This window comes from Rhodoferax sp. GT1R46, assembly GCF_056521285.1.
In genome coordinates this window covers 87,825-113,979 of sequence record NZ_JBWMBC010000007.1, presented here as the reverse complement: position 1 = coordinate 113,979, position 26,155 = coordinate 87,825, and the positions used below count along the sequence as shown (strand labels likewise).

Genomic DNA, 26,155 nt, shown 5'->3' with positions numbered 1-26,155 from the left:
TCGGCAGTGCTAGGTGCGGGCTTGCACAAAGGCTTCGAAATCAAGAGATGCCAGGGGCTTGCTGAAAAAGTACCCCTGCACCTCATCACACCCTTGCTCGCGCAAAAACTCCAGCTGACCCGGCGTCTCCACACCCTCGGCAATGGTCTGAAAACCCAGGCTGCGCGCCAGACCAATGATGGCACCCACAATGGCCTTGTCATCAGGGTCATCGGTAATGTCACGCACAAACGATTGGTCAATCTTGAGCTTGTAGACCTGGAACCGCTTGAGATAGCTCAGTGAAGAATAGCCCGTGCCGAAATCGTCAATCGACATGCGCACGCCGCGCCGGTGCAGCTCGTCCATGATCGTGATGGCACCCACCGGGTCCCCCATTGCCACGCTCTCTGTCAACTCAAGTTCCAGACACTGGGGTGGTAGCCCGACTTCATCCAGTATGGTGGATACCAAATCCGGTAAATTGGCTTGGCGGAACTGCACCGCCGAGAGATTGACCGCAACCAGCGGCACCGACAGACCAGCGGCCTGCCACACCTGCAGTTGGCGGGCTGCGGTGCGCAGCACCCATTCCCCAATCGGCAGAATCAGGCCGCTGTCTTCGGCCACAGGAATGAACTCCGCTGGTGACACATGACCCAGTGTTGGGTGCGTCCAGCGCAGCAAGGCCTCGGCGCCAACAATGCGGCCATCGCGCAACGACACTTGCGGCTGGTAGACCAGATGCAGCTGCTTGTGCTCCAGCGCACGGCTCAATGCATTTTCAAGCTGCAGCGCGCGGGTACTCTGGGCCTGCATTTCTGTTGTGAAAAAGCGGTAGGCGTTGCGCCCGGTCTGCTTGGCCCGGTACATGGCGGTATCGGCTCGCATGGACAACTCCTCGAACGTGTCGCCATCGGCAGGAAAAAGCGCAATCCCGATCGAAAACGTGATGGTCAGCTCCTGCTGTTGAATCAGGTAGCGAGGGGACGTCGCCTCCATCAGCTTGCTTGCCACATGGGCCGCACCACTGGCATCCGTATCGGAGCACAAAATCACGAACTCATCGCCCCCCAGACGGCAAACCGTGTCCTGCTCCCGCAGAGCCGCCTTCAGGCGCTGCGCAACCTGGACCAGCAGTTCATCGCCCACGTGATGGCCCAATGAATCATTCACATTCTTGAACCGGTCCAGGTCCAGAAACATGATGGCCAGCGATTCATGGTTTCGCTGCGCATGGCTGAGTGCGGTTTGGACCCGGTCCTGTAGCAAGCGCCGATTGGGCAGCCCGGTCAAGGGATCGAAGTCGGCGAGTTGCCGAATGTGGGCCTCGTCTTCCTTGCCCTTGCTGATGTCCGTGGCGATGGCGATGTAATTGGTTACTGCTCCGCTACCGTTGCGCAGCGTGCTGATCGACAACCATTCAGGGTACACCGAACCATCCTTACGGCGGTTCCAGATCTCACCCTGCCAGTACCCTTGACCCAGGAGGTTGTCCCACATGGCGCGATAAAAATCCTTGTCCTGGCGCCCGGATGACAGCATGCTCGGGCTGCGCCCCAACGCCTCGGCTTCGGTGTAGCCCGTGGTTTGCAAAAAGGCATCGTTCACACGCATCAGGCAGCCATGGCTGTCAGTGATCATGATGACCTCGTTGCCCTGTTCAAACACTTTGGCGACCAGTTGCAATTGCAGTTCGGCATTTTTCCGCTCAATCGCAATAGCGGTGAGACTCGCGGCCATCTCAATGAGGCCGATCTCGTACGCATCCGGTAAGCAGGGCACATGGTGGTAGATGGCAAAGATGCCCAGTACCTTGGCGTTGCCAGAGAGAATCGGTTCGGACCAACAGGCGGCCAAGCCGGCCTGCGCAGCGACCTGCCTGAACGCGACCCAGTTGGGGTCGCTGGCAATATCACCGGCGATCACGCGGCGACCCGTGAATGCGGCGGCTCCGCAGGAGCCCACCTGCGCACCAATCTGCACGCCGTCGATGGCCTGGTTATAAAACTCCGGCAGGCTGGGCGCAGCACCCAGCTGGAGATGCAGGCCTTCGCCATCCAGCAGCAAGATCGTGCACACGGCGCCCGGCAGTACGTCCTCAAGCCGAAGCACAAAATCCCGCATCACCTGGTCCAGCGGCAAGCTGCTGGTCAACTGTTCCAGCATGAAGCTGCGCAATGCATCCATTTGCTGTGTCCGCACCCGCTCGGTCAGGTCCATGTTGGTACCTGAGACCCGCTCTGCCTGTCCTGAAGCATCCCGCGTGATCAAGCCGCGCACCAGCACCGGGATGTAGTGCCCGTCGCGGTGCTGCAATCGGCATTCGGCAGAAAAACTGTCGCCGCCCCCCCGCAGGTAATCACGCAACAACTTCTCGACGCCAGGAACATCCTCGGGATGCATGACCCGACGCCACAACCCGGAATCCACCGGGAACTGGTCTACGGCGTATCCCAGCATGTGCCACCAGCGGGGCGAGTAGTACAGACGCTGATGCGGACGGTCCCAGTCCCACAAAGCGTCCTGCGATCCTTCCAGAGCCCGCGCCAGCCGGGCTTCTGATTCTGCCGTGCGGGCCTCGGCAAGGGCCCTGGCAGTCTCCCGATCCATGTTCTTGAGCGCAAAGTCGATATCCAAGGCCATTTCCACCAGGAGCGCCTGCACCGTCTTGTCGAAAGCGCAGGCCTGTTCTGCATACACATTGAACGTGCCCACAACCTGGCCATTGCGGTGCAGCGGCAACGCCGCTGACGCTCCCCACCCATGGCGGACACCCTGCGCATGCCACGGAGACGTGATCGGATCCCTCTGATAGTCCTGACACCAGCATGGCGCATTGGACACAATGGCCACAGCGGTGGGTCCGCGGCCATAGGCGCTGCCATCGTCAATAACCACATGCAATTCCGCCACCGTATCTGCACCCTCACCGTAGGCAACCGCCTCCTTGACCTCGCGCTTGTCCAGATCCAAAAGTCCGATCCACGCCATCTTCATGCCGCCATGATCGACTGCGCTGCGACAAACCAGCTCAAAAAGCTGTCGCTCGCTGGTGCTGCGCACGATTGCCTGATTGCAGTCGCTCAGCGCCGCATAGAGACGGGCCGACTGCCCGAGTCGGGCTTCCGAATCCCGGTACGCCTGCACCATGTCATTGAGGCGGCGCTGCGTATGGGCCAGCCATCCCAGCACGCTGTTTTCCGAGCCGGCTTTCAGGGAGATGGCGTCGGTGAAATGCCCCTGACCAATGCGGGTGATGTGTTCGTGTATTGCATCTACGGGGCCGCCCAGTGTCCTGTCCAACACTTTGAATGAGCGCCGAAGCACCCACAGCAGCCCCAGCGCTACCAGGATGAAGGCCATGCGCAGCAAGGTGGCATTGTTCTCCGCCTGGCGAACCGCGGCGAGCGTACGCTGATCGGACAGTAGATAAAACGCATCAATCGGCGCCATGAAGCCGGCCTTGGCACGGTGATAGGCCGCATCATGGAGCAACTGTCCGGCCTTCAGCCGACGCGCTGCAAGGTCAGGCCCGGGTGGCGCAACCAGCGCCATGGCCTCGCGTTCAATCGAAGTCAAAGCGTCCGAGTTCTTCTTGGCCAAAGTGAGTCGCTTCAACTCCTCCGGGCTAAACCCTGCCAACTCCATTCTCCGTACCAAAGGGACACGGGTTTCACCCTCGTTGCCCGCAGTCTTCCCCAGAACGTCAACAGTATCCCAGTAGATTCCACCGTAATTCCCTGGACGCGGCTTGCGACCGTCCCGAATATCCAGAATGTCGAAATAGTGCTGCCGGTAAGCGGGTTCGCCGGTCAGCACATAGGTGCGAACCATGCGGGTCAGGTCGTCCGAAGACTGACGCAGCTCGTCTGCAAGCAAGTAGGACTGGTAGCGCTGCTCGTTGGCGGAGTCAATCCGCTTTTCCGAAAGGACATAAGCAGCAAAAACGGCGATCAGGGCGAGCGCAAACGCGGCGGCAAACCGCAGGTGGGACGAAAACGTGGCAAGCTTGATCGTGGTTTTCAATGGGGACACACCAAGGTTGGTACCGCAGTATGGCGAGTCGACCCATTATGCCCAGCCACCCTGACGTGGGCAATGGCGGCCCCCTGAAGTCCTCAGAGCATGAAACCCAAATCCCTGGGGTAGTCAGCGCGGCCTGCTTCCGAGCCAAAGTTGACAATATTGGGCAGGATTCCCGGCAGTTCGGTCACCGGGTCCACGCCGAACCATTTGGCCATGGTGCCGGCATACTGATCCACAGAGCTACTGGGCAACAGGCGTCCCTGGCCGACGTGCCATTGCTCCTCGGCGGTATAGACACGGGGGTTGCCGGTACCGTCGGTCACGTTCAGTGGCGGCGGCGTGCCATAGAAGGCTTTGCCTTTGACGGCACCGCCCACGACAAAATGGTGACTGCCCCAGCCGTGGTCGGAGCCGTCACCGTTCGATGCCAGCGTGCGGCCAAAATCGGACGCGGTGAAAGTCGTGACCTGGTTGGCTACGCCCATTGATGCTTCTGCGGTCGCTTCATAAAACTGCGTCATGGCATCACTGACCCGCCCCAGGATGGCGGGGTGCTGGGCGATCAGGTTGTCGTGCAGATCAAAGCCACCAATCGACACAAAAAACACCTGCCGCCGCGCACCCAAAACGTTGCGGCCTTTAATGAGTCGGGCCACCATTTTGAGCTGCTGCGACAGACTGTCTGTGCCGAATACGGTGGCGAGCGCTGTTCCGCCACGCGCGGGATCGGTCTGCTGCAAGGCGTTCGAAATCAACAGTTCTGCGTCCAGCGCCCGCCGGGTCACGGCGTTGTATTCATTTTCCAGTTTCTGGCTACCCGCGGCTTGCGATACCAGGGCCTTCAAGGCTGCCGGGACCGCCGTAGAGCCGTAGACGGAGGCGTCAGTTGCCGGGCGAATCTTGATCGCACCACCGGTGCTGACCTGGTACTGCAGGGCAGAAACGCCCGACAGAAAGACTGCATTGCCAGACACCGAAATGCCCGTAAAGAGAGAATTGGTGTTGAGCGACTGGGTCAAAACCTTGTCGTTGATATTGCCGCCCCAGCCCACCTTGGAACCTTCGGGCGAAGACGACTGCCAGATGGACTGCTGGTCGTTGTGCGAAAACAGTTGCGGAGGCCTGGGATAGACCGATCGGGAACCGTTGTACTGGGTGCGGGTCAGCGGCTGAACCAGCGGCCCCACGTTGAGTTGAACCGCCGCCTTTCCGGCATTGAACAAGCCCGCCAGTCCGGTCATGGCCGGGTGCAAGGCGTATTGCCGCGGCTGGTTCAGAACATCCAGCGGGGCAGTCGTGGGCGCCAGCAGCGTTGGCGTCAGTGCGGCTTTGGCCAGAGCAATGCCACCGGCGGTTTGTCCGGCGCCACCACCCCGAATGGTGCTGTATTTGTTGTAACTGGTGTCGTCATAGGGGATGACTGTGTTGGCGTAATCATTCCCGCCAAACATGAAAACGCAAACCAATGCCTTGTAGTCACCCGCTGGCGCATTGAAGGCTGCGGCTTCGCCGATGGCCGCCAAATTGAGCACGAAAGGCAAGGCGGTGCCGGTCAGGGCCAGCTGGCCTGAGCGGCGCAAGAAGGCCCGTCGACTGGGGAGTTGAGAGTCAAATGCATGCATGGCTGGGCTTTCTACTTCTGGATCAGGTATTGGGCACCGGCCATGGTCAGCAGCACTGCGGCACAGACACGGTTGCGTTTGTTGTCCGCAGTGGCGGAGGTCATGGACCCGACAGCCGCCGTAATGGCCGAAACGGTGGCGGGAGACAGCTGCCCGGCGCACAGCAGCAGATTCAGGCGTTGAACCAGTGCGCTGGGATTGGCTGCCGTAGGACTGGTGGCCAGCGCCACCTCGCTCGCATAGGTCGCCTTGATATCGCTCGCCGTGTTGCCCACTCCGTTGCCAATCACGCCCATCATGTAATTCAGGTAGCCGCCGACGCTGCTTTCGTTCACCAGTTGAAACTCCGGCGCCACTTTCCCTGCCGTCAATGCCGTATTCGCCGGCACATAGCCGGGTCGGAAAAAATTAAATACCGAGGGCGAGCGCAGCGGGCTTTGCCCGAGTCGCGAACCGGGATCGCTCAAATCGCCGATTTTCCAGGCCCCGCTGGTGGAGGTCACGCCGAATGTGCGCACCCACTGCACCAGCCGCACCACGGGCTCGCGCAGCTTGCCAAACTCCGGTGCTGTCAGCCCCGCCGGATCACGCGCCTCGTCATCCAGCAGGATGGCTGAAAAGACCTGGGCGAGGTCTCCGCGCACGTTCGCGCCGTTGTTAATAAACTTGGCGGCCACCCGCTGCACATAGGCTGGACTGGGGTTGCTGGTGACCAGCCGCTGGATCATCTGCTTGCAAAAGAACGGCGCCGTGTTGGGGTGGTTGAAAAGCGTATCCAGCGCGGTCTTGAGCGCTGCTGCTGCGGGCGTGTTGGCCGCAATGGTGACGCCTGCAGGCCCGGTCACGCCGGCATTGCCCAGAAGCGTCGCAGCCAGCGTAGAGTGGTTGTTGCCCACCTGTTTCAGTGGCAAACGGGCGAAGTCGGTGCTGGGAACGACCCGGGTACCACCGCCAGTCTGGGCAATCGTCGTCGGGGCGTTCTGGCTCTGGTCCAGGTCATAGCCGGTAAATACGCGGGCCAGGTTACTGACGTCGCCGGGTCCATAGGTGTCGATTCGGTGGCTGGAACCATCCAGCTGCGGTGTGCCATCCGGATTGAGCATATCAAGGCCGACGCTGAACAGCTGCATGACCTCGCGGGCATAGTTTTCGTCCGGTTGACGGGCCGAACTGCCGGAGCCGCTTTCCTTCAGGTTTCCCTTGGTGTTCAGGTAGTAGCCCATGCCCACGTTCAGGGTGATGGCCTCGAGCAAGTCGCGGTAATTGCCCAACGCATGTTTGCACAGCGTATCCCAGTAGCTGGCCATGATGTGGCTGGGCCAGGTAGCGGAAACTCCCGTCAAAGAGACCACAAAGAACTCGGAGAGGGCCAGCGCCACGCGTTTGCGAAGCGGGTCGGGAGCCGTCATGAGCTGGTTCCAGACCATGTAGTCGGCCTGAGCCGTGCTGTCGTAATAGTTGCTGGCGCTCTGAACGTCGCCGTAGCCCTGGATGTTGAGCCAGTCCCAACCCGTGGTGTAGGCCGTCGCTATCTGGGCTTCCAGCCAGCGGGCGTATCCCAGGTTGCGCACAGACGCAATGTCGGCATCGGTCGCCGCAAACTGGGCCTGCTGCAAAAAGCGGGAGGCCTGCTCGTCGCTACTGATAGTGAGGAAGGAGTACCCCGCTGTGGGCACGATGACAGTGCTGCCGGCCACTGGCACCGCAACATAGGGGCTGGACGCGGCCCCGCCGCCTCCACCACCGCAAGCGGCCAGCGCTGCAGCGGCCGCAACTGCAGCAAGGCGGGCCGGCGAAAGCGCGCCTGTCGTATCTTCAACCATTGGGATCTCCTGACGGCACCAACACCGTCGTTGGACCACGCGCCGCAGGTTATCGGCAGGGCATTAAATTCCCTAACGCCTTTACAAACATTTACCCCTCAGACAAGGTTGAAACAAGTCGGCTCAGGAACAGGCCGCCTTCAACAGGTCCCGCGTCAGGACTGCGGCACTGCGCGCAGCCTGCGCATAGTCTTGCGCACTGGAGGCATACAGAATGGCGCGCGAGGAGTTCACCACAATCGGTGCGGTGGTTTCGCCATTGGCACTGCGCCAACCCGCTTTCACCGTGGCGACCGCGTCCCCACCCTGGGCGCCCACGCCTGGAATCAGCAGTGGGAGCGTGGGCGCCACGGCGCGCACACGCTCGATTTCCGCAGGATACGTGGCACCGACCACCAGTCCCAACTGGCCGTTCAGGTTCCAGGAACCCTGCGCCAGGTGGGCGATGTGTTCGTACAAAAGTGGCGAGCCGTCCACCGTGGAGAGGCGCTGGTTTTGCAGGTCGTCGCCGCCGGGGTTGGAGGTGCGGCACAGCAGGAATGCACCCTTGCCGTGGTACTTGAGGTAGGGCTGCACCGAGTCAAATCCCATGAAGGGCGACAAGGTGACCGCATCTGCGCCATAGCGCTCGAATGCTTCAATGGCGTATTGCTCGGCGGTGCTGCCGATGTCGCCCCGCTTGGCATCCAGAATGATGGGCACCTGCGGCGCCGTGCTGCGCATGTGCGCCATCAGTTGCTCCAGCTGGGCCTCGGCACGGTGGGCTGCAAAGTAGGCAATTTGTGGCTTGAATGCAATGACGAGGTCGGCCGTGGCGTCCACAATCGATGCGCAAAAGTCGTAAATCTTGCTGGCATCGCCACGGTAGCGGTCAGGGAATTTGGCGGGATCGGGGTCCAGCCCCACGCACAACAAGGAGCCGTTTTGGCGCTCGGCAGTGCGCAACTGGTCTAGAAAAGTCATGGCCCCTATTGTAGGGAGCGCATGGCGTTCACGCCGCGGCCATTGCCTCAAAAGCCAGGCACAGATCGGCCCAGGCCTTCGCTTTGTCCGCGCTGGCGCGCAACAGCACTTTGGGGTGGTAAGTCACGACGACCGGGATGCCACGGTAACGGTAGACCATGCCGCGCTGCTTGCCCAGCGGCAAAGCCGCTTGTTCCGGGTGTTCCGACAGCAGCACCTGGGTGGCAAACCGGCCCATGGCCAGAATGACCTTGGGCTGCACCAGTGCCACTTCGCGGTGCAAGTAGGCTGCACACTGGGCCAAATCGGCCGCTTGGGGCAACTGCCCCTGGGGCGGGCGGCACTTCACCACATTGGTCAGGTAGGCGCCCTGCCGGCCCGCACCCGTGCGGCTGGCGCCCACGGCTTTGAGCATGTTGTCCAGCAACAGGCCCGCCTGCTCCACAAAGGGTTGGGCGAGGCGATCTTCGTCTTCATCCGGCGGGTCACCCACCACCAGCCAGTCGGCTTGCGCCACGAGAGGCGGATGGAGTGTGGAGTGCTTGCGCCCGGCGCACAAGCTGCAGGCCTGGCAGGTGGCTGCGGCTTGTTGCAGCGCAGGCCAGCCGGTGGATGACAACACCACGGCCTCAACCGGCGGGGCTGCCACGGCAATCGGCGAAGCCACTGCCGGCGCCCTAGGCGCCGCGGGAAGCTGTGCCGGCGCATGCCGCACTGGCGCAACCGGTGTTTGCAGCACTGGCTCGGAAATGGGCAAAGGCAACCAGACGTGCACACCCATCTCCTGCAGCATGGCGCGTTGGCGTTCGTCCAGTTCAAGTTCCATGGTCTTTTCCAGATTCACAATTGCAGGCCCATGACCACCGCATCTTCGCGCTGGCCATGCCCTGATGGATAGTAATCCTTGCGCTGTCCCACGCGCCGGTAACCGTGACTCTCATACACCCGCATGGCGCGTGCATTGCCAACGCGCACCTCCAGCCACAACCATTTGGCCGACTGACCACGCGACCACAGGGTCAGTGCATCCAGCATGACCCGCGCCCAGCCCTGGCCCTGGTACTCCGGCGCCACCGTGATATTGAGCAGGTGCACTTCTTCCACGCCTTTCATGGCAACAAAGTAACCCAAAATCATTTCATCCGCCATCAGGATTTCGGCCTGGTAGCCCGAGTGCAGCGCGTCCAGAAAGTTGGCGCGGTTCCATGGGTGGGCATATGCGCGCTGCTCCACCTGCACCACGTCGTCCAGCCGATCGGCCAGCAGGGCTTCAAACCGCACTTCAACGGCTAGCTTTTGATCGCGCATGAATTCAAACCGCCACAGCAGCCAGGGCAGCCGCCTTTTCAGTGGCGCGCTCCTGCGTCGTTTTGGCTACCTTGTCGCGGATGTAGCTGGGCAAGGCGTGTTCGGCACTCACCGCCTTGCCGGCGGCGAGCAACTGGGGCGCCAGGCGCAACATGGCCGTCGCCGTGGGCAGGGCGGGGAGCCGCAAAGCCGAGGCCGCACCGGGGGCCTGTGCTGCTACGCGCTCGCCATACACGGCAAACACATTGCCGGCCATCACCCACGGAGCATCCGTCTCCGACTGCGCAGGATCGGTGGGAGACAGCGCTTCGGGTCGCACCAGGCGGCTGGCCTGCAACTCGGTCCACTGGCCACCCTCAAAGGCGTAGGTGGCGGCATACATCTCGTCCATGCGGGCATCCAGAAGTGCCGTGATCTGCCCACGCGGCTGAGTGCCCAAAGACGAGAACCGTGCATCTTCCGCTACCGCCAGCAGCGAATCCACCGGAAGCACCGGCACATTCACGCCAAAGGCCAGCCCCTGCGCCACGGAGCACGCGGTGCGCAGGCCGGTAAACGAGCCCGGCCCGCAACCAAAACAGATGGCGTCCAGAGCGTCCAGGCGCAGACCGGCTTGCCCCATGAGATCCAGAATCGTGGCAATCAGGTGGGTGGACGCCTGCGCGCCGCCCGCGCTGGTGTGCTGCCACTGCTGCACGCGCCCGTCCGCCATGCGCGCCACGGCGATGGACATCATCTCGGTTCCCGTATCAAAAGCCAGCAGGTTCATAAATTTAAGCCCAACAAGCCTCAAGCCCTCGTATTGATTGCGGTAGCAGCTATCGGTTTGATAGCAAGTGCTGCGCCCTTGCGCACCCCGAACACAATGCCCGTCGTCACCAGCGCCAGCCCGGCCAGCAAATTCCAGACCAGCGGTTCACCCAGAAAGATGGCCGCTGAAATGGCCGACAAGCCCGGCACCAGCGCGGTGATCATGGTCGAGCGCACCGGGCCATAGTGCTGAATCATCTTGGTAAAGGCAATGCCCGAAAGCACCACCGAACCCACGCCCTGAAACAGCATCTGGAACGCCACATCGTGCAGCGGTGCCACCAACACCTGGCCCGGCACCCAATGCAGCAGCAACAGCGCGGTGTACACCGGCACGTAAGTCACAAAAGCCAGTGCGGTGATGGCGATGGTGGCACGCACGGCGTCGAGCGCAAAGCGGCGCACCAGCACGCTGTAGGTGGACCATACGATGGACGAGAGGATGAACAGCACATCGCCGCGCCAGATGCCGCTGCCATCCAGCGCGTGCAGCAAACTGCTGCCACCGACGAGCAAATCGCCGCCCACAATACACACCAGCCCCAGCGCACGGGTGGGGGTGATGCGCTCACCCAACACCACCACGGCCAGAAGCGCCGTCCACAGGGGCAGGCTGCCCGGCATCAGCACCGAGGCATGGGCAGCCGGCGCGAACACAAAGCCACTGTAGGCCAGCATGGCGTACAGCAGGCCGCCCAACACCCCAATTTGCAGCGTGCGCCGCAAGGGCAAAGGCGACAGGCCGCCCAGCGACGAGCCGGTGCCCAGCGCTTGCGGCACACCGGCTTCCTGCGCGCGAAGGCGGTCCCGCCAGGTCAGCCACAGGCCCCAGGGCAACAGAATCAGGCTGGCACCCCAGATGCGGCTGTAGACGATGTCAAACGGGTTCAGCACGCCACCACGCGCCGGGTCGGCCGAGGCGCGGGCAATGACGATGAACGAGGTCCAGATCACCACCGTGACCACTGCGGCAATCAGACCCACCGCTTTGGGAGACAAGGTGCCGAAAGGAGTTTTGAGTGAAGAAGACATCAAGGGATTATCGGGGAACCGATCGCCAGCCCCATGCTGGCGGGATAATCCTGTCCATGCCCATTCGTGTTTTATTGCTGGCCGCCCCACTGGCCATTCTTTGTGGCCTTGCCACCCCTTTGCAAGCGCAAAACCTGCCTCCGGAAGTAGACGCTGCTCTGGTCCGCGCCAAAGTGCCACGCGATGCAGTGGCCGTGCTGCTGGTGGACGCCCAGGGCCAGAGCGCGCCGCGCCTGAGCCATCGCGCCAACGCACCCATGAATCCCGCCTCGGTGATGAAGCTGGTGACCACTTTTGCGGCACTGGAGCTGCTGGGCCCGGCCTATACGTGGAGCACTCCGGTGTTTGTGGAAGGCGCCGTGCGCGACAGCACGCTGTTTGGCAACCTCTATGTGCAGGGCCAGGGCGACCCCAAGCTGGTGCTGGAACGCCTGTGGCTGCTGCTGCGCCGGGTACAGGGGCTGGGCATTCAGACCATTGCAGGCGACGTGGTGCTGGACCGCAGTGCGTTTGATGTGATACAGACCGACCCGTCAAGCTTTGATGGCGAACCCTTGCGCCCCTACAACGCGGCCCCTGACGCCCTGCTGATCAACTACAAATCGGTGGTGATGACGCTGCTGCCCGAGCTCAGCAGCAACATGGCCCGCATCCAATTTGACCCGCCGCTGGCCGGCGTACAGATGCAGGCCACCGTGCCACTGCTGGCCGGAGACTGCAATGACTACCGCGGCGCGCTCAAAGCCGATTTCAGCGACCCCACCCGTATCCGCTTTGCGGGCGGTTACCCCGCGAGTTGCGGCGAAAAGGTATGGCCCGTGGCGTATACCGACCCCAAAACCTACGCCGCACGCGCGGTGCAGGGCATGTGGCAGGACATGGGTGGCAAGCTGGGGGGCGGCGTTCGCATCGGGCCGGTTCCACCGGCACTGATCGCAGGCAAACCGGCTTTTGAAGTCCGCTCGGCCCCCTTGGCCGAAGTAATTCGTGACATCAACAAATACAGCAACAACGTGATGGCCCAGCAGGTTTTCTTGACGCTGGGGGCTGGCAACTTCGACACAAGCCGCACCGTGGTGCAGAACTGGTGGAAGGACCGTATCAGCCCCACTGATATCCCCGTGCTGGACAACGGCTCGGGCCTTTCGCGCACGGAGCGCATCAGCGCGCAGGCGCTGGGCCGACTGCTGCAAACCGCCTGGGCCTCACCCCTGATGCCCGAGTTGATGGCGTCGCTGCCCATCACGGGCGTGGATGGGACCTTGCGCCGCGTCAAATCCCGGGCGTCAGGCAGTGCGCATTTGAAAACCGGTTCATTGAGCGATGTCGTGGCCGTAGCCGGCTATGTGCACGCCGCAGGCGGCAAGCGCTATGTGCTGGTCGCCCTCATCAACCACCCCAACGCCAAAGCCGCCCGCCCCGCCATCGATGCGCTGGTGGAGTGGGCGGCGAAAGAACGCTAAGGACACACCATGCAACTATCCGATTGGGTCGGCTTTGCCGCCGCGACCCTGACCACCGCCAGCTTTGTACCGCAAGCCTTGCACACCTTCCAGACCAAGGACGTGCGCGGCATCTCGCTGACCATGTACAGCGCCTTCACGGCGGGCGTCGCCCTCTGGCTGGTCTATGGATTGCTGCTGGGCGCGTGGCCCGTGGTGATTGCCAATGCGGTTACCTTGTCGCTGGCTGCGGCGATTTTGCTTATGAAGCTGAAGTACCACGAGGCCCCTCCGCAGGATTAGCAGATCCAGGTGGACACGTCCGTCAGGCCGATGCCCGCTGCAACCGGTCCCGCACACCTTCCCACTCCAGGGTATCGGGCGGGGTTTCCACCCAGATGAGTTTGACGCCGGTGGCATCGAGCTCGCGCAGCACGGAAAACAGTTCGTGCGCCGTGACCGCCGCCGCTTGCGGCATGGTGCGCAGCAGAATCTGGCGTGGTACTTTTTTCAGGGGCGTTCGGGCGTAGACGGCAATGGAGGCATTCGTCGCCTGGTCGATGGCGCCATCCAGCAAGTCGAGCGCGGTGCGCAGTGCTTTGGCGTCCATGAGCCGCACTTTGGCGTTGGGCGCGTAGTGCGACTCCAGTGTTCCAGATGCTCTGGGAGCCAGTCGACCGTTTAAGCCATTTAACCCGCTTCCAGCTTGCGCAGCCAGCTCTTCTTTTGATAGCAATTTCCGACCGCAGGCCTGCTCCACCTGCGCACGGGAAATGGAACCCGGGCGCAGCAACACCGGGGCACCACGCGTGCAGTCGATGATGGTGGACTCAATGCCCAGATCGCAAGGGCCGCCGTCGAGAATCAGCAGGTCGGTTCCCAGTTCGCTTTCCACATGCGCCGCCGTGGTGGGGCTCACGCGGCCAAAACGGTTGGCGCTGGGCGCGGCCAGTCCCCACACGGGCGCTTGCCCCTCAGGCGCATCGTGCAGGGCGCGCAGCACGGCTTGCGCCGCCGGGTGCGCCGGGCAACGCAGACCAATCGAGTTTTGCCCACCAGCGGCGGCGGTGCCCACGCCTTCGCGGCGCGGCAGGATCAGCGTCAACGGGCCGGGCCAGAACGCCGACATGAGCTGCTGCGCAAACGAGGGCACCTGGGCCGCGAAATGCGCCACACCGGCCATGCCGCCGTCCTGCGAGGACACATGCACGATCAGCGGGTGGTCCGCCGGACGGCCTTTGGCAGCAAAAATTTTGGCGACCGCAGCGTCGCTTCCGGCATCCGCCGCCAGGCCATAGACCGTCTCGGTTGGCAAGCCAATCAGGCCACCAGCCCTTATGGATGCTGCGCAAGCAGCTATGGATTCAGGAGCAGAGGCAGACAGGATCATGACTAGAACGCTTCCATGCCCAGCAGGCTCGCGGCCTGCAGAGCTGTCGCGCGCACCTGCTGGATGCTGGCACCGGTCACCGTCAGGTGGCCCATCTTGCGTCCCTTGCTGGCTGTGGCCTTGCCGTACAGGTGCAGATGGACTCCAGGCAGCGCCAACACCTGCGCCCAGGGCGGCTCGCCCGTAGTTTGAACGTTTTGGCCTCCAAGGCCGACGCCGGGCCAGAGGTCGCCCAGCAGGTTGAGCATGATGCTGGGGCTGTGCTGGCGCGGCTGGGTCAGCGGCAGGCCCGCCAGGGTGCGCACCTGCAGCTCGAACTGCGACACGTCGCAGGCGTCCATGCTGTAGTGGCCGCTGTTGTGGGGGCGCGGAGCCATCTCGTTGACCACCAGACCGCCCAGCGCCTGGGCGGCGGGTGAAGTGGGGTCGAGCACAAAGAATTCGACGCACAAAACGCCCACGTAGTGCAGGCCGTTTGCTATCGATTTTGCAGCAGCTACCGCACGTTCCACGAGGGCTGCAGGCAGATTTCCTTCATAAACCTCGGTCACCGCCAGAATACCGTCGCGGTGCAGGTTGCGCTGCACGGGCAGGTTCACGCAGGCGCCGTCCGCGCCGCGCGCCACGATCACCGAGCACTCCAGCTGCAGGGGCAGCATTTTCTCCAGCACGCAGGGCACGTTCTTGAGTTCGGCCCAGGCGGCTTCCAGCGCGGCACGGCTGGCGACGCGAATCTGGCCTTTTCCGTCGTAGCCCATGCGGGCCGTCTTGAGAATGCCGGGCAACAGGTCGGCGTCTACGGCTGCGAGCTGCACGGGCGTCTCGATCACCGCATACGGGGCAACCGGCACGCCGCAGTCCTCAAAATGGGCTTTTTCGCGGGCACGGTCCTGCGCAATGCCCACGGCATTGGCGCTCGGTGACACCGGCAGGGTTTGGGCCAGCTGTGCCAGTGCGGGGGCGGGCACATTCTCGAATTCGGTGGTCACTGCCCTGCACAACTGTGCCAGCTGCTGCAAACCGGCCGGGTCGGTGTAAGCGGTCTGAATGTGGTGGTGGCTCACGCGCCCCGCGGGGCTGAGCGGATCCGGGTCCAGCACGGCGGTGAAATAGCCCATGCGCTGCGCGGCGTGCACAAACATGCGGCCCAGCTGGCCGCCGCCCATCACGCCGAGCGTGATCTCGTTGGCTGCGCTCATAAAGCAGGCGGCACCGTCATGCCCCGGGCTACTTCGGTCTGGTGCGCGCGGTATTCGTCCAGCTTCTTCAGCAAGGCCGGGTTATCCGCTGCCAGCATGGCCACCGCAAACAGCGCCGCGTTGGCCGCGCCCGCCGCGCCAATGGCAAACGTGGCTACCGGCACACCCTTGGGCATTTGCACGATGCTGTGCAGCGAGTCGACGCCCGACAAGTGCTTGCTGGGCACCGGCACGCCCAGCACGGGCACCGTGGTTTTGGCCGCCAGCATGCCCGGCAAATGGGCGGCGCCCCCCGCTCCGGCGATGATGGCGCGCAGGCCACGGCCCACGGCGGCCTCGGCGTAGGCAAACATATCGTCGGGCATGCGATGGGCGGATACCACCCGCGCTTCGTGTTGGACGCCAAAGTGTTGGAGAATCTGGACTGCATGTTGCATGGTGTCCCAGTCGGAGCTGGAACCCATGACGACGCCGATGTGGATGTTTGTCATCCTTGAATTTTACTTTTTCGCCTTGAGCTATCCAAAATGATCAACGTCACTATCGAAAACTTCGACGCCGAAGTGGTTGCCGCCTCTGCCACGGTCCCTGTTCTGGTCGATTTCTGGGCCCCTTGGTGTGGCCCCTGCAAGGTCATCGGACCGGTGCTGGAAAAGGTGGAAACTGAATACGAAGGGCGCTTCAAGCTCGTCAAGATTGACTCCGACGAACAGCAGGAACTCGGCCAGGCTTTTGGCATTCGCAGCATTCCCACCTGCGTGTTGCTGATCGACGGCAAGCCGGTGGACGGCTTCATGGGCGCCAAGACCGAGGGTGAAATCAAGGCGTTTCTCGACAAGCACGTGCCATCGCCCGAGGCGCTGGAAGCCCAAAGCGAAGCCGAAGACGCGCAGGCCCTGATTGCCGCAGGCGACCCGCAAGCCGCGCTGCACAAGCTGCACGAAGCCCTGAGCATCAACCCCGGTAACGACGATGCGCGCTACGACTACGTGAAGCTGCTCATCGAGAGCGACATGCTGGACGATGCAGAGGCCGCGCTGGCCCCGGCACTGGCCGAAATTCCGCGCCAGTTGCGCTTTGAAGCACTCGGACAATTCTTGAATGCTATCAATTTTGTAACTGCAGACGCAAGAGGAGCGTGGGCTCCCGAACAATTTGACGCATTGATAGCCGCCAACAAGCGCGACTTCGACACCCGTCTGGCCAAAGCCCGCGTCTTGATGGTGGGCGGCGACTGGACCGGTGCCATGGACGAGCTGCTGGAAATCATCATGCGCGACAAGGCCTGGGGCGACGCCGTGCCGCGCAAGATGTATGTGGCTATATTGGAACTGCTGACTCCACCCAAACCCAAGGCGAATCCGGCGGACGCGGGCAAGACGGCTGGCGGCATCGAAATTGCCGGCAAGCCGGTAGCCACCCTGGACCCGCAGGCCCAGCTGGTCGCCACTTACCGGCGCAAGCTCAGCATGGCACTGAACTGAGGGGACCTAAGCTACGCGCGTCAACTGCGCGTCGCGCGGCACCACTTCAAACGGCGCGTAGGCCTCCCGCGGCCAGCGCTCGGTATCCAGCACCCGCTGGGCATTGAGGCTGCTGACGGGAATGCTGGCGTCCTGCGGAATACCACCCGAGAGTTGCAACGCCAGATAGCGGCCACAGCACACACGCAAAAACGAGACAAAGTTGTCCACCCCGTGCAGGCGCACGGAGCGGACGCGGCATTCGTACAGATAGGGGTCCGCGCTGATAAAAACCTGGCACATGGTGTGTCTCCCGCTCGTACTTGTGGCCAGCCATCATGCAGCGCCGGGGCGCGGGCGTCAATGTGTGATTTGGGTTCCCAGCGCGGTCAGAAACTGGGCTATCCACGCGGGGTGGGCGGGCCATGCGGGGGCGCTTACCAGGTTGCGGTCGGTGTGGGCACCGTCGATGGCAATGTCGGCATAGGTGCCGCCAGCGCGCTCCACTTCCACGCGGCAAGCGGGGTAGGCGGAGCAGGTGCGGCCCTTGAGTACGTCTGCGCCGGCCAGCAATTGCGCCGCGTGGCAGATGGCCGCCACCGGCTTGTTGGCGTCGAAGAAGTGTTTGACCATGGCCACCACCGCCGGGTAGGTGCGCAGGTACTCGGGGCCACGACCACCGGGCAGCACCAGCGCGTCGTAGGCTTCAGCCTTGATGTCGGCAAATGTGGCGTTGAGTGCGAAGTTGTGGCCGGGCTTTTCACTGTAGGTCTGCGCACCTTCAAAGTCGTGAATAGCGGTCTTGATCTGGTCGCCGGCCTTTTTGTCCGGGCACACCGCATGCACCGTGTGGCCTACGGCCAGCAGTGCCTGAAAGGGCACCATGGTCTCGTAGTCTTCACAGTAGTCACCACAAATCATCAGAATCTTTTTGGCTGCCATCTCTGTCTCCTGGTTGTTGAACGGGAGACCGATTCTTGAGCGCCGCAGGGCGCTTGTGGTGGTACTGGGTTGTTACATCGCGCCGGGGCTACTTCGCCGTCGGCATTACAAATTCGGCGCCCTTGCCAATGCTCTCGGGCCAGCGCTGCATGATGGATTTTTGCTTGGTGTAGAAACGCACGCCTTCTTCGCCATAGGCATGCATGTCGCCAAACAGGCTCTTCTTCCAGCCGCCAAAGCCGTGCCATGCCATGGGCACGGGGATTGGCACGTTGATGCCCACCATGCCCACCTGAATGCGGCGGCTGAATTCACGCGCCACGTTGCCGTCACGGGTGTAGCAGCTTACGCCGTTGCCAAACTCGTGGGCATTGATGAGGTCGACCGCTTCAGCCAGGTCTTTCACGCGCATGCACGACAGAACCGGGCCAAAAATTTCTTCCTTGTAGATGCGCATCTCGGGCGTGACGTGGTCAAACAAGGTGCCGCCCATCCAGAAACCGCTGTCACAGCCTTCACCGGCAGATTTGCCGTTGAAGACGCGGCCATCGGCCAGCAGCGTGGCGCCTTCTTTGACGCCCTGCTCGATGTAACCGGTGATGCGGTCGTGCGCCGCCTGGGTCACGATGGGGCCCATTTCAGCAGCCAGGTTCATGCCGTCGAGCACCTTGAGGGTTTGGGTGCGTGCCAGCAACTTGGGCATGAGTCGCTCGGCCACATCCCCCACCAGAACGGCCACGCTGATGGCCATGCAACGCTCGCCAGCGGAGCCGAATCCTGCGCCAATCAATGCGTCCACCGCCTGGTCAATGTCGGCGTCGGGCATGACCACCATGTGGTTCTTGGCACCGCCCAGGGCTTGCACGCGCTTGCCGTGGTGGGCGCCAGTCTCGTAGATGTGGTTGGCGATGGGTGTGGAGCCGACAAAGCTGATGGCTTTGACGTCCGGATGCTCCAGCAGGGCATCCACGGCCTCCTTGTCACCTTGCACCACGTTGAACACACCGTCGGGCAGGCCGGCTTGTTTGAACAGATCCGCAATCATCAGACTGGCGCTGGGGTCCAGCGGGCTGGGCTTGAGCACGAAGGTGTTGCCCGCGGCAATGGCCACCGGGAACATCCACATGGGCACCATGACCGGGAAGTTGAACGGCGTGATGCCAGCCACCACGCCCAAGGGCTGGCGCAGGGTCCAGTTGTCGATGCCGGTGGAAACCTGGTCGGTAAAGTCACCCTTCAAAAGCTGGGGCATGCCGCAGGCAAATTCGACGATGTCAATGCCGCGGGACACTTCGCCCTGCGCATCGGTAAACACCTTGCCATGCTCGGCGGTGATGACGCGTGCCAGTTCATCCTTGCTCTGGTTGAGCAGTTCCAGGAACTTGAACATGATGCGGGCGCGGCGAATGGGCGGCGTGTCGGACCAGGCGGGAAACGCAGCCTTTGCCGACGCGACCGCTGCATTCACGTCTGCTGCATTGCCCAGGCGAATCTGGCGCGCCACGGCACCCGTCGCGGGGTTGTAGACCGGTTGGGTGCGCGTGCTGGAGCCTGCAGTGCGCACGCCCTGGATGTATTGGGCGACTTCGGTGGCGTCTGAATAATGCGTCATGGTGTGTCTCGTCGTGTGGTGAATGAAACGTCCGCAAGCTGCGGCAATGGAGTGCAGTTTAGGGACACTGCCGGCACAGTACAAGACCTTCCAACTGAACTGATTGTTTTATTTGGTGAACAATAGACGAATGACCGAGCAAAAAATAAATGACCTCTGGAGCCACCTGCATTGGCTCAATGTGCTGGCGCAGCAAGGCAGCTACACCGCCGCTGCCGCCCGGCTGGGCGTGAGCAAAGCCGCCATGAGCCAGCACATTGCCGAGCTGGAGCGCACCGCGGGCGTACCCCTGGTCCAGCGCACCACGCGCAGTGTGCGCCTGACCGAGGCGGGGCAGCGCCTGGTGGACGACACGCGCGCCCCATTCGAGCAGATTGCCCAGAGCTTTGCCGAAGTGCGCGACCTGGCCGGGGTACCACGCGGTCTGCTGCGCGTCACGGCGCCTGTGGCATTTGCACGCCAGCAGCTGGTGCCGCGGCTGGCGGACTTTCTGCGTGACTACCCTGAAGTGCGGCTTGAATTGGAGTTGTCTGACCGATTGAGTTCGCTGGCCACCGAAGGCTTTGATCTCGCAATTCGACACACCGCGGCGCCGCCCGACACCCATGTGGCCTGGGAGCTGTGCCCCACGCGCACGGTGCTGGTGGCCAGCCGCGCTTACCTGCGCCGCAGGGGGGTGCCCACCACACCGCATGACCTGCTCACCCACAGTTGCCTGCATTACCCGCGCACCCAGGACAGACCGGCCTGGACGTTCGAGCCGACCGAACCCGGTCATGCCACTGAGCGCGTAACGGTGCCTGTGTCCGGGCAGTTATCAGCCAACAACAGTGAAGCGTTGCGGGACGCCGCTTTGTCCAACCTCGGCATCGCGTTACTGCCAGATTTCACCGCGCAGGCGTGTCTGCAGACGGGCAAGCTGGTGCAGGTGCTGCCGCAATGGAAACCGGTTGGCGCATTCGCGGAGCAGTTGTACGCCATTCGCCCTTACTCGGCCCATGTGCCACGCGCCGCCACCGTCTTTGTTGCGTATCTTCGCCAGGCGCTGGCCGGTGGTTTTCAAGCAGGAATCCAGTCATGAAGTCCCATTTTTTCCGAACGGCTCTGGTGTTGGGCTTGCTGTCTGCCATTGGCCCCTTTGCCATCGACATGTATTTACCGGCACTGCCATCCATCGGGCAGAGCCTGAACGCGTCGGTCAGTGCCGTTCAGGCCAGTTTGATGGCATTCTTTGTCGCCATGGGTGTTGGACAGATCATCTACGGCCCCGTCTCCGACATGGTGGGCCGCAAGGCACCGCTGGTCTTTGGCCTGTTGCTGTTTGCGGCGGGCAGCGTGGGCTGCGCACTGGCGCCCGACATTCACACCCTGATCATGCTGCGCTTCGTGCAGGGCCTGGGAGCATGCGCGGGCATGGTGGTGCCGCGTGCAGTGGTGCGTGACCTGCACACCGGGAACGATGCGGCGCGCCTCATGTCGCTGCTGATGTTGGTGTTCAGTGTGTCACCTATTCTGGCCCCGCTGATGGGCAGCTTCCTGATCGAATGGAGCGGCTGGCGCAGCGTGTTTTGGGCCGTAACGGTGGCGGCCGCTTTAGGTCTGGTTTTGCTGGCAACCAGTCTGCCGGAAACCCGGCCCGCGGCGCAACGCGTCCACAGCAGTGTGCGTAGCGCATTGTCGGGCTACGGCGTGCTGCTGCGCGACCGCCATTTCATGGGGCTGGTGCTGATTGGTGCTTTTGGCATCTCCAGCTTTTTTGCCTACCTCGCCAATTCATCGTTCGTTCTGATCGACCACTACGGGCTCACCCCCCGCCAGTACAGCTACGCTTTTGCGGCGAACGCGGCCTCATTCATCGGCATGTCACAACTCACGGGGCGACTGGCGGGCCGCTTTGGCCTGGTGCCCATGGTGAAGGTGGCCGTTGCCGGCTATGCGACGGTAATGGTGCTGCTATTGGTGCTGAATCTGTCAGGCATAGACCGACTGGATGTGCTCATGGGCCTGCTGTTTGTCGGGTATGGCTTTCTTGGACTGGTGATGCCCACTACAGCGGTGCTGGCGCTGGAAGAACATGGCGCCATTGCAGGCACCGCATCGGCGCTCATGGGTACCTTGCAGTTTGTAACTGGCGCGGCCGTCATGGCGCTGGTAGGCGTGTTTGTGGATGGAAGCGCGCGCCCGATGGTCATCGGCATTGCCAGCTCTGCCGTGATCGCCTTTGTGCTGACGGTCAGGACTTTGGGCAACCCTGTAGCCGCGAAGGCAGATGTCCGATGAGCATTGCCGATCTGCCTGCAGTCGCCCTGCCGGAGGCCCGTCCTTCAGAACACCCAATCACGACGCAATACAGCCTGGACGAAGCGACACGGTCATTGGTGCTGCTGTCGGCAGCGAGCTGCGCTGTGCTGACACTTTTTGCTGCCATCGATGGTGATCTTCGGAGCGGCCATGAGTCTCTACGACGTGGCGATTAACACCGAAGGCTCGGCAACCGAAAATTTGAGCGGACGCGCCATCATGCGTAGCCTGCACGGAATGACAAGAGGTTCACCCGTCGCAAGACCAGGCTTCATTCATCGGCTATAGCGGCTTCAGGGTTGGGCCGCCGCTGATCGGCGGCATTGCGCACGGCACATCATCCACTCGTGCGCCGGAGTTTGCTCCTGTTTTTATAGCTGCTTGCGCCCTATACACGGGGGCTCAAGCCACTTTCCGCATCATTTCTCCGCGCAGACCTCGCCAGTCAGGCTGTCAGTCGCTCCAGCGCTTCCTGGTACTTGGCGGCGGTTTTGGCGATTACCGCATCCGGTACGCGCGGGGCGGGTGGGGTTTTGCTCCATGGCTTGCCATCTACTTGGGCCTGCTCCAGCCAGTCGCGCACAAACTGCTTGTCGTAGCTGGGCGGGTTGGTACCCTCCTGGTAACTTTCCTGCGGCCAGAAGCGCGACGAGTCGGGGGTGAGCACTTCGTCCATCAGGGTCAGCGTGCCGTCCTTGTCCAGGCCAAACTCGAATTTGGTATCTGCAATGATGATGCCCTTGGTCAGCGCAAATTCTGCCGCCGCCTTGTAGATGGCAATACTGATGTCGCGAATGCGGGTGGCCAGGTCCAGACCAATCATCTCGACGGTTTTCTCAAACGTAATGTTCTCGTCGTGGTCGCCCACCGCCGCCTTGGCAGCCGGGGTGTAGATGGGCTCGGGCAACTTGGAGGCGTTCTTCAGGCCCGCAGGCAGTTTGACGCCACAGACGGCACTGTTTTCCTGGTATTCCTTCCAGCCACTGCCAGCCAGATAGCCGCGCACCACAGCCTCCACAGGAAGGGGTTTGAGGCGCTTGACCAGCATGGAGCGGCCTTCGACCTGGGGCAACTCCCCCGGTGTGACGACGCTCTCGGGCGCATCTCCGGTCAGGTGGATCGGGCAGAGGTTCAGACCCTTGGGGCCGAGCTTGTCAAACCAGAACAGCGCCATTTGCGTGAGCAGCTTGCCTTTGCCGGGGATGGGCTCGCCCATAATGACATCAAAGGCGCTCAGACGGTCGCTGGCCACCATCAGGATGCGGTCATCTCCCACGGCATAGTTGTCACGGACCTTGCCACGGGCAAGCAGGGGCAGGGAGGTCAGGGCAGAGGTGTGTACGGTAGAGGTCATGATCGCAAATCAGGGCAAAAACGGGATTCCACAATGAAAAAGGCCCGCTGAACAGTCAACGGGCCTGAAACTATTCCTGCCGATTATCGCAAGGAACGGAGGTTTTGGGAGCCTTGACGCCCCATCACTGCACGGTTTGCGCCAATTCGCCTCGTGCGTACTGTGCGGCCACCACGGCCAGACTGTTGCCCTTGATCTTGGCCGCCTGGCCTTCGCAACCGAACTGGATATAGCGCTGTTTGCAGATTTGCTTGGCTGCCTCGCGGGCGGGCTTGAGCCAATCGCGCATGTCGAACTTGTCCGGGTTTTCGAACAGGAACTTGCGCACCGCAGCGGTCATGGCCAGCCGGATGTCGGTGTCGATATTGATCTTGCGCACGCCAAACTGGATGGCCTTCTGGATCTCTTCCACCGGCACGCCGTAGGTCTCTTTCATGGAGCCGCCGTACTGGTTGATGATCGCCAGCAAGTCTTGCGGAACGCTGCTGGAGCCGTGCATGACCAGGTGGGTGTTGGGCAAACGGCGGTTGATTTCCTTGACGCGGTCGATCGCCAGAATGTCGCCTGTGGGCTTGCGCGTGAACTTGTAGGCGCCATGGCTGGTACCAATGGCGATGGCTAGGGCGTCGAGCTGGGTGCGTTTGACAAAATCTGCCGCCTGCTCGGGGTCGGTCAGCATCTGCTCGCGCGTCATGGTGGCGTCAGTGCCGTGGCCGTCCTCCTTGTCGCCCTTCATGGTCTCAAGAGACCCCAGACAGCCCAGTTCACCTTCCACCGTGACACCGGTGGCATGGGCCATTTGCACGACCTTGCGGGTGACTTCCACGTTGTACTCGTAGCTGGCAATGGTTTTGCCATCACCCATCAGGGAGCCGTCCATCATCACCGAGCTGAAGCCCAGATTAATGGCACCCTGGCACACTTCGGGGTTCTGCCCGTGGTCCTGGTGCATCACCAGCGGAATATGGGGATAGGACTCGATGGCGGCCTGAATCAAATGCTTGATAAAAGGTTCGCCCGCGTACTTGCGGGCACCAGCGCTGGCTTGCAGAATAACCGGGGCGCCCACCTCGTCGGCCGCCGACATCACCGCCTGAACCTGCTCCAGGTTGTTGACGTTGAAAGCTGGAATGCCGTAGCCATTGACGGCTGCGTGGTCCAGCAGTTCGCGCATTGAAACGAGTGCCATGATGAATCCCTATGAAGTTGGTAACCGCTTGGTAATTTTTACCGTTACCGCATTTTAAACATCACGGGAAAACGCGAGGCTTACTCCGCCACTTACTCCACCCGGCAGATTTTCAGCATATTGGTGCCGCCTGGCGAGCCCATGGGCTCGCCGCAGGTAATGGCATAGACATCACCCTTCTGGACGATGCCACGCGCCTTGAGGTGGTTCTCGGCTTCGCGCAGTGCGGTATCACGGTCGGCACTGGTGTCAATAAAGAGCGGACGCACATTGCGGTAAAGCGCCATTCTGCGCTGCGTCGCCACTTTGGATGTCAGCGCATAAATGGGCACACGTATCAAGTGCCGGCTCATCCACAGGGCAGTGGAACCGCTGTCGGTCATGGCGACGATGGCTTTGGCGCCCAGGTGGTGGGCGGTGAAGAGCGCCCCCATGGCGATCGTCTGATCAATGCGGCTAAAGGTTTTTCCAGTGAAATCCGCCTCAATTTCGAAGTCCTCGTGGCCTTCGGCGGCATGGCAAATTTTTGCCATTTCAACAATGGTTTCCAGCGGGTACCTGCCCGCGGCGGTCTCGGCAGACAGCATCACGGCGTCGGTACCGTCCAGCACGGCATTGGCCACATCGCTCACTTCTGCGCGGGTGGGCACCGGGTTGGTGATCATGGATTCCATCATCTGCGTCGCGGTGATCACGAACCGGTCGTTTTCCCGTGCCAGCTTGATCATGCGTTTTTGCAGACCAGGGACCAGCGCGTTACCTACCTCCACGGCCAGGTCACCACGGGCGACCATGATGCCATCGCTGGCCAGCAAGATTTCTTCCAGACGGGGTATCGCTTCAGCCCGCTCGATCTTGGCAATCAGACCCGGCTTGTGGTTGTATTCAGCTGCAGCCACGTTGCAGAGCTGGCGCGCCATTTCCATATCGGTGGCGTTTTTAGGGAAGCTCACGGCAACGTAATCGGCCTGAAAGCTCATGGCCGTGCGAATGTCGTCCATATCCTTCGCCGTCAGGGCTGGTGCGGTCAGGCCCCCGCCTTGCTTGTTGATGCCTTTGTTGTTGGACAGCTCACCGCCCAGCTTGACGGTGGTGTGCACCGCTTCGCCCTTGACGGCATCCACCGTGATCACGATCAGCCCGTCATTCAGCAAGAGCACGTCGCCAGCCTTGACCTCACGCGGCAGTGCCTTGTAGTCCAATCCCACTGCATCAATGTCACCCAGTTCAGTACGAGCCGCGTCCAGCACAAATTTCTGACCCGGCTCCAGGAATACCTTGCCCTCGGCAAACTTGCCCACGCGAATTTTGGGACCCTGCAGGTCCGCCATGATGGCAACCTCCCGGCCCGCGCGGTGGGCGGCTTCCCGGACCAACTTGGCGCGATCAATATGATCCTGCGCCTTGCCGTGGCTGAAATTCAGACGCACCACATTGACACCGGCACGAATCATCTGCTCCAGCAAAGCGGGGTCACTCGAAGCGGGGCCCAGGGTGGCAACAATCTTGGTAGCGCGACGTGGCATGAATCAGTCTCCTTGTATTTGGAGGTCATTTTCACATGGATACCGGTAACAGGAGGTTACAGCCGAGCGTCAACTTGTACCGCTGGGTGCTGATTTCCCGGGAGAGAAGGCAGGGCGGGGAAACCCTCTTCTGCCTCAGCACAAGGTGTGGTTCAATAGGAAACTCTGCAT

The 26,155-nt window shown here is 62.0% G+C and carries 23 protein-coding genes; 6 read left to right on the top strand and 17 right to left on the bottom strand.

The annotated features are described in order from the left end of the window. Nucleotides 1–9: 9 nt before the first annotated feature. The 8 genes from AC097W_RS15505 to AC097W_RS15470 form a co-directional block, all read right to left on the bottom strand. Nucleotides 10–4,017, bottom strand: coding sequence for a bifunctional diguanylate cyclase/phosphodiesterase (locus tag AC097W_RS15505; RefSeq protein ID WP_479603524.1), 4,008 nt, complete (start codon nucleotides 4,015–4,017; stop codon nucleotides 10–12). Nucleotides 4,018–4,100: 83 nt separating this feature from the next. Continuing rightward, nucleotides 4,101–5,630 (bottom strand): DUF1501 domain-containing protein, encoded by a 1,530-nt coding sequence (locus AC097W_RS15500; protein ID WP_479603523.1) that lies wholly within the window; start codon nucleotides 5,628–5,630, stop codon nucleotides 4,101–4,103. Nucleotides 5,631–5,641: 11 nt separating this feature from the next. Beyond that, entirely contained in the window at nucleotides 5,642–7,453 is a 1,812-nt protein-coding gene (locus tag AC097W_RS15495; protein ID WP_479603522.1) for a DUF1800 domain-containing protein, read from the bottom strand. Nucleotides 7,454–7,576: 123 nt separating this feature from the next. Continuing rightward, nucleotides 7,577–8,416: an orotidine-5'-phosphate decarboxylase gene (gene pyrF / locus AC097W_RS15490; RefSeq protein WP_479603521.1), complete on the bottom strand. Its 840-nt coding sequence runs from the start codon at nucleotides 8,414–8,416 to the stop codon at nucleotides 7,577–7,579. A 28-nt stretch (nucleotides 8,417–8,444) separates the two neighbouring features. Beyond that, nucleotides 8,445–9,242, bottom strand: coding sequence for a uracil-DNA glycosylase (locus AC097W_RS15485; protein WP_479603520.1), 798 nt, complete (start codon nucleotides 9,240–9,242; stop codon nucleotides 8,445–8,447). Between the two features lie 14 nt (nucleotides 9,243–9,256). Next, nucleotides 9,257–9,724 (bottom strand): ribosomal protein S18-alanine N-acetyltransferase, encoded by a 468-nt coding sequence (gene rimI, locus AC097W_RS15480; RefSeq protein ID WP_479603519.1) that lies wholly within the window; start codon nucleotides 9,722–9,724, stop codon nucleotides 9,257–9,259. Nucleotides 9,725–9,728: 4 nt separating this feature from the next. Continuing rightward, on the bottom strand, nucleotides 9,729–10,493 hold the full coding sequence (gene tsaB, locus AC097W_RS15475) for a tRNA (adenosine(37)-N6)-threonylcarbamoyltransferase complex dimerization subunit type 1 TsaB (protein ID WP_479603518.1): 765 nt from the start codon (nucleotides 10,491–10,493) through the stop codon (nucleotides 9,729–9,731). Between the two features lie 20 nt (nucleotides 10,494–10,513). After that, entirely contained in the window at nucleotides 10,514–11,566 is a 1,053-nt protein-coding gene (locus AC097W_RS15470; protein ID WP_479603517.1) for a DMT family transporter, read from the bottom strand. A gap of 56 nt (nucleotides 11,567–11,622) precedes the next feature. Between AC097W_RS15470 and dacB the strand changes: the two genes are divergently transcribed. Both dacB and AC097W_RS15460 read left to right on the top strand, forming a co-directional pair. Further along, complete coding sequence (dacB, locus tag AC097W_RS15465) at nucleotides 11,623–13,029, top strand: D-alanyl-D-alanine carboxypeptidase/D-alanyl-D-alanine endopeptidase (protein ID WP_479603516.1); 1,407 nt, start codon at nucleotides 11,623–11,625, stop codon at nucleotides 13,027–13,029. Between the two features lie 9 nt (nucleotides 13,030–13,038). Then, on the top strand, nucleotides 13,039–13,311 hold the full coding sequence (locus tag AC097W_RS15460; RefSeq protein ID WP_479603515.1) for a SemiSWEET transporter: 273 nt from the start codon (nucleotides 13,039–13,041) through the stop codon (nucleotides 13,309–13,311). A gap of 22 nt (nucleotides 13,312–13,333) precedes the next feature. On the opposite strand, the gene AC097W_RS15455 is transcribed toward AC097W_RS15460, so the two are convergent. Genes AC097W_RS15455 through purE form a run of 3 tightly spaced genes read right to left on the bottom strand, consistent with a single transcriptional unit; the run spans nucleotide 13,334 to nucleotide 16,088 of the window. After that, entirely contained in the window at nucleotides 13,334–14,398 is a 1,065-nt protein-coding gene (locus AC097W_RS15455; RefSeq protein ID WP_479603514.1) for an L-threonylcarbamoyladenylate synthase, read from the bottom strand. A gap of 2 nt (nucleotides 14,399–14,400) precedes the next feature. Beyond that, nucleotides 14,401–15,597, bottom strand: coding sequence for a 5-(carboxyamino)imidazole ribonucleotide synthase (locus AC097W_RS15450; RefSeq protein WP_479603513.1), 1,197 nt, complete (start codon nucleotides 15,595–15,597; stop codon nucleotides 14,401–14,403). Beyond that, nucleotides 15,594–16,088, bottom strand: coding sequence for a 5-(carboxyamino)imidazole ribonucleotide mutase (gene purE / locus AC097W_RS15445; protein WP_479603512.1), 495 nt, complete (start codon nucleotides 16,086–16,088; stop codon nucleotides 15,594–15,596). Before purE ends, AC097W_RS15450 begins: the two co-directional genes overlap by 4 nt. Before the next feature lie 36 nt (nucleotides 16,089–16,124). On the opposite strand from purE, the gene trxA reads away from it, so the two are divergent. After that, nucleotides 16,125–17,081, top strand: a complete 957-nt coding sequence (gene trxA, locus AC097W_RS15440; RefSeq protein WP_479603511.1) for a thioredoxin — start codon at nucleotides 16,125–16,127, stop codon at nucleotides 17,079–17,081. A gap of 6 nt (nucleotides 17,082–17,087) precedes the next feature. Here the strand turns inward: trxA and AC097W_RS15435 are convergent, their stop codons facing one another. The 3 genes from AC097W_RS15435 to AC097W_RS15425 form a co-directional block, all read right to left on the bottom strand. Continuing rightward, the gene (locus tag AC097W_RS15435; protein ID WP_479603510.1) at nucleotides 17,088–17,363 is read right to left on the bottom strand and encodes a hypothetical protein; all 276 of its coding nucleotides are present in this window, start codon (nucleotides 17,361–17,363) and stop codon (nucleotides 17,088–17,090) included. 57 nt (nucleotides 17,364–17,420) lie between these two features. Further along, nucleotides 17,421–18,002 carry a DJ-1/PfpI family protein gene (locus AC097W_RS15430; RefSeq protein WP_479603509.1) on the bottom strand — a complete coding sequence of 194 codons (582 nt, stop codon included), beginning with the start codon at nucleotides 18,000–18,002 and terminating at the stop codon, nucleotides 17,421–17,423. 88 nt (nucleotides 18,003–18,090) lie between these two features. After that, the gene (locus AC097W_RS15425; protein WP_479603508.1) at nucleotides 18,091–19,614 is read right to left on the bottom strand and encodes a CoA-acylating methylmalonate-semialdehyde dehydrogenase; all 1,524 of its coding nucleotides are present in this window, start codon (nucleotides 19,612–19,614) and stop codon (nucleotides 18,091–18,093) included. 130 nt (nucleotides 19,615–19,744) lie between these two features. On the opposite strand from AC097W_RS15425, the gene AC097W_RS15420 reads away from it, so the two are divergent. From AC097W_RS15420 to AC097W_RS15410, 3 genes are read left to right on the top strand one after another with little or no spacing between them, the layout of a single operon-like run. Further along, nucleotides 19,745–20,695, top strand: a complete 951-nt coding sequence (locus AC097W_RS15420; RefSeq protein WP_479603507.1) for a LysR family transcriptional regulator — start codon at nucleotides 19,745–19,747, stop codon at nucleotides 20,693–20,695. After that, entirely contained in the window at nucleotides 20,692–21,894 is a 1,203-nt protein-coding gene (locus AC097W_RS15415; RefSeq protein WP_479603506.1) for a multidrug effflux MFS transporter, read from the top strand. The genes AC097W_RS15420 and AC097W_RS15415 overlap by 4 nt, the downstream gene beginning before the upstream one ends. After that, nucleotides 21,891–22,091, top strand: a complete 201-nt coding sequence (locus tag AC097W_RS15410; protein ID WP_479603505.1) for a hypothetical protein — start codon at nucleotides 21,891–21,893, stop codon at nucleotides 22,089–22,091. Before AC097W_RS15415 ends, AC097W_RS15410 begins: the two co-directional genes overlap by 4 nt. A 269-nt stretch (nucleotides 22,092–22,360) precedes the next feature. Here AC097W_RS15410 and AC097W_RS15405 read toward each other — a convergent pair whose 3' ends face one another. The 3 genes from AC097W_RS15405 to pyk form a co-directional block, all read right to left on the bottom strand. Further along, complete coding sequence (locus AC097W_RS15405; protein WP_479603504.1) at nucleotides 22,361–23,269, bottom strand: phosphoribosylaminoimidazolesuccinocarboxamide synthase; 909 nt, start codon at nucleotides 23,267–23,269, stop codon at nucleotides 22,361–22,363. A 124-nt stretch (nucleotides 23,270–23,393) separates the two neighbouring features. After that, nucleotides 23,394–24,458 (bottom strand): class II fructose-bisphosphate aldolase, encoded by a 1,065-nt coding sequence (gene fba, locus AC097W_RS15400; protein ID WP_479603503.1) that lies wholly within the window; start codon nucleotides 24,456–24,458, stop codon nucleotides 23,394–23,396. A 92-nt stretch (nucleotides 24,459–24,550) separates the two neighbouring features. After that, nucleotides 24,551–25,984: a pyruvate kinase gene (gene pyk, locus AC097W_RS15395; RefSeq protein WP_479603502.1), complete on the bottom strand. Its 1,434-nt coding sequence runs from the start codon at nucleotides 25,982–25,984 to the stop codon at nucleotides 24,551–24,553. Nucleotides 25,985–26,155: the final 171 nt, after the last annotated feature.

Bases quoted from the DNA above. Each gene is read 5' to 3' on its own strand.
- pyk (WP_479603502.1), bottom strand. From the start codon at position 25,984: ATGCCACGTCGCGCTACCAAGATTGTTGCCACCCTGGGCCCCGCTTCG.
- rimI (WP_479603519.1), bottom strand. From the start codon at position 9,724: ATGCGCGATCAAAAGCTAGCCGTTGAAGTGCGGTTTGAAGCCCTGCTG.
- AC097W_RS15435 (WP_479603510.1), bottom strand. From the start codon at position 17,363: ATGTGCCAGGTTTTTATCAGCGCGGACCCCTATCTGTACGAATGCCGC.
- dacB (WP_479603516.1), top strand. From the start codon at position 11,623: ATGCCCATTCGTGTTTTATTGCTGGCCGCCCCACTGGCCATTCTTTGT.
- AC097W_RS15450 (WP_479603513.1), bottom strand. From the start codon at position 15,597: ATGAGCGCAGCCAACGAGATCACGCTCGGCGTGATGGGCGGCGGCCAG.
- fba (WP_479603503.1), bottom strand. From the start codon at position 24,458: ATGGCACTCGTTTCAATGCGCGAACTGCTGGACCACGCAGCCGTCAAT.
- pyrF (WP_479603521.1), bottom strand. From the start codon at position 8,416: ATGACTTTTCTAGACCAGTTGCGCACTGCCGAGCGCCAAAACGGCTCC.
- AC097W_RS15415 (WP_479603506.1), top strand. From the start codon at position 20,692: ATGAAGTCCCATTTTTTCCGAACGGCTCTGGTGTTGGGCTTGCTGTCT.
- AC097W_RS15495 (WP_479603522.1), bottom strand. From the start codon at position 7,453: ATGGTTGAAGATACGACAGGCGCGCTTTCGCCGGCCCGCCTTGCTGCA.
- AC097W_RS15455 (WP_479603514.1), bottom strand. From the start codon at position 14,398: ATGATCCTGTCTGCCTCTGCTCCTGAATCCATAGCTGCTTGCGCAGCA.
- AC097W_RS15470 (WP_479603517.1), bottom strand. From the start codon at position 11,566: ATGTCTTCTTCACTCAAAACTCCTTTCGGCACCTTGTCTCCCAAAGCG.
- AC097W_RS15485 (WP_479603520.1), bottom strand. From the start codon at position 9,242: ATGGAACTTGAACTGGACGAACGCCAACGCGCCATGCTGCAGGAGATG.
- tsaB (WP_479603518.1), bottom strand. From the start codon at position 10,493: ATGAACCTGCTGGCTTTTGATACGGGAACCGAGATGATGTCCATCGCC.
- purE (WP_479603512.1), bottom strand. From the start codon at position 16,088: ATGACAAACATCCACATCGGCGTCGTCATGGGTTCCAGCTCCGACTGG.
- trxA (WP_479603511.1), top strand. From the start codon at position 16,125: ATGATCAACGTCACTATCGAAAACTTCGACGCCGAAGTGGTTGCCGCC.
- AC097W_RS15405 (WP_479603504.1), bottom strand. From the start codon at position 23,269: ATGACCTCTACCGTACACACCTCTGCCCTGACCTCCCTGCCCCTGCTT.
- AC097W_RS15430 (WP_479603509.1), bottom strand. From the start codon at position 18,002: ATGGCAGCCAAAAAGATTCTGATGATTTGTGGTGACTACTGTGAAGAC.
- AC097W_RS15500 (WP_479603523.1), bottom strand. From the start codon at position 5,630: ATGCATGCATTTGACTCTCAACTCCCCAGTCGACGGGCCTTCTTGCGC.
- AC097W_RS15460 (WP_479603515.1), top strand. From the start codon at position 13,039: ATGCAACTATCCGATTGGGTCGGCTTTGCCGCCGCGACCCTGACCACC.
- AC097W_RS15425 (WP_479603508.1), bottom strand. From the start codon at position 19,614: ATGACGCATTATTCAGACGCCACCGAAGTCGCCCAATACATCCAGGGC.
- AC097W_RS15420 (WP_479603507.1), top strand. From the start codon at position 19,745: ATGACCGAGCAAAAAATAAATGACCTCTGGAGCCACCTGCATTGGCTC.
- AC097W_RS15410 (WP_479603505.1), top strand. From the start codon at position 21,891: ATGAGCATTGCCGATCTGCCTGCAGTCGCCCTGCCGGAGGCCCGTCCT.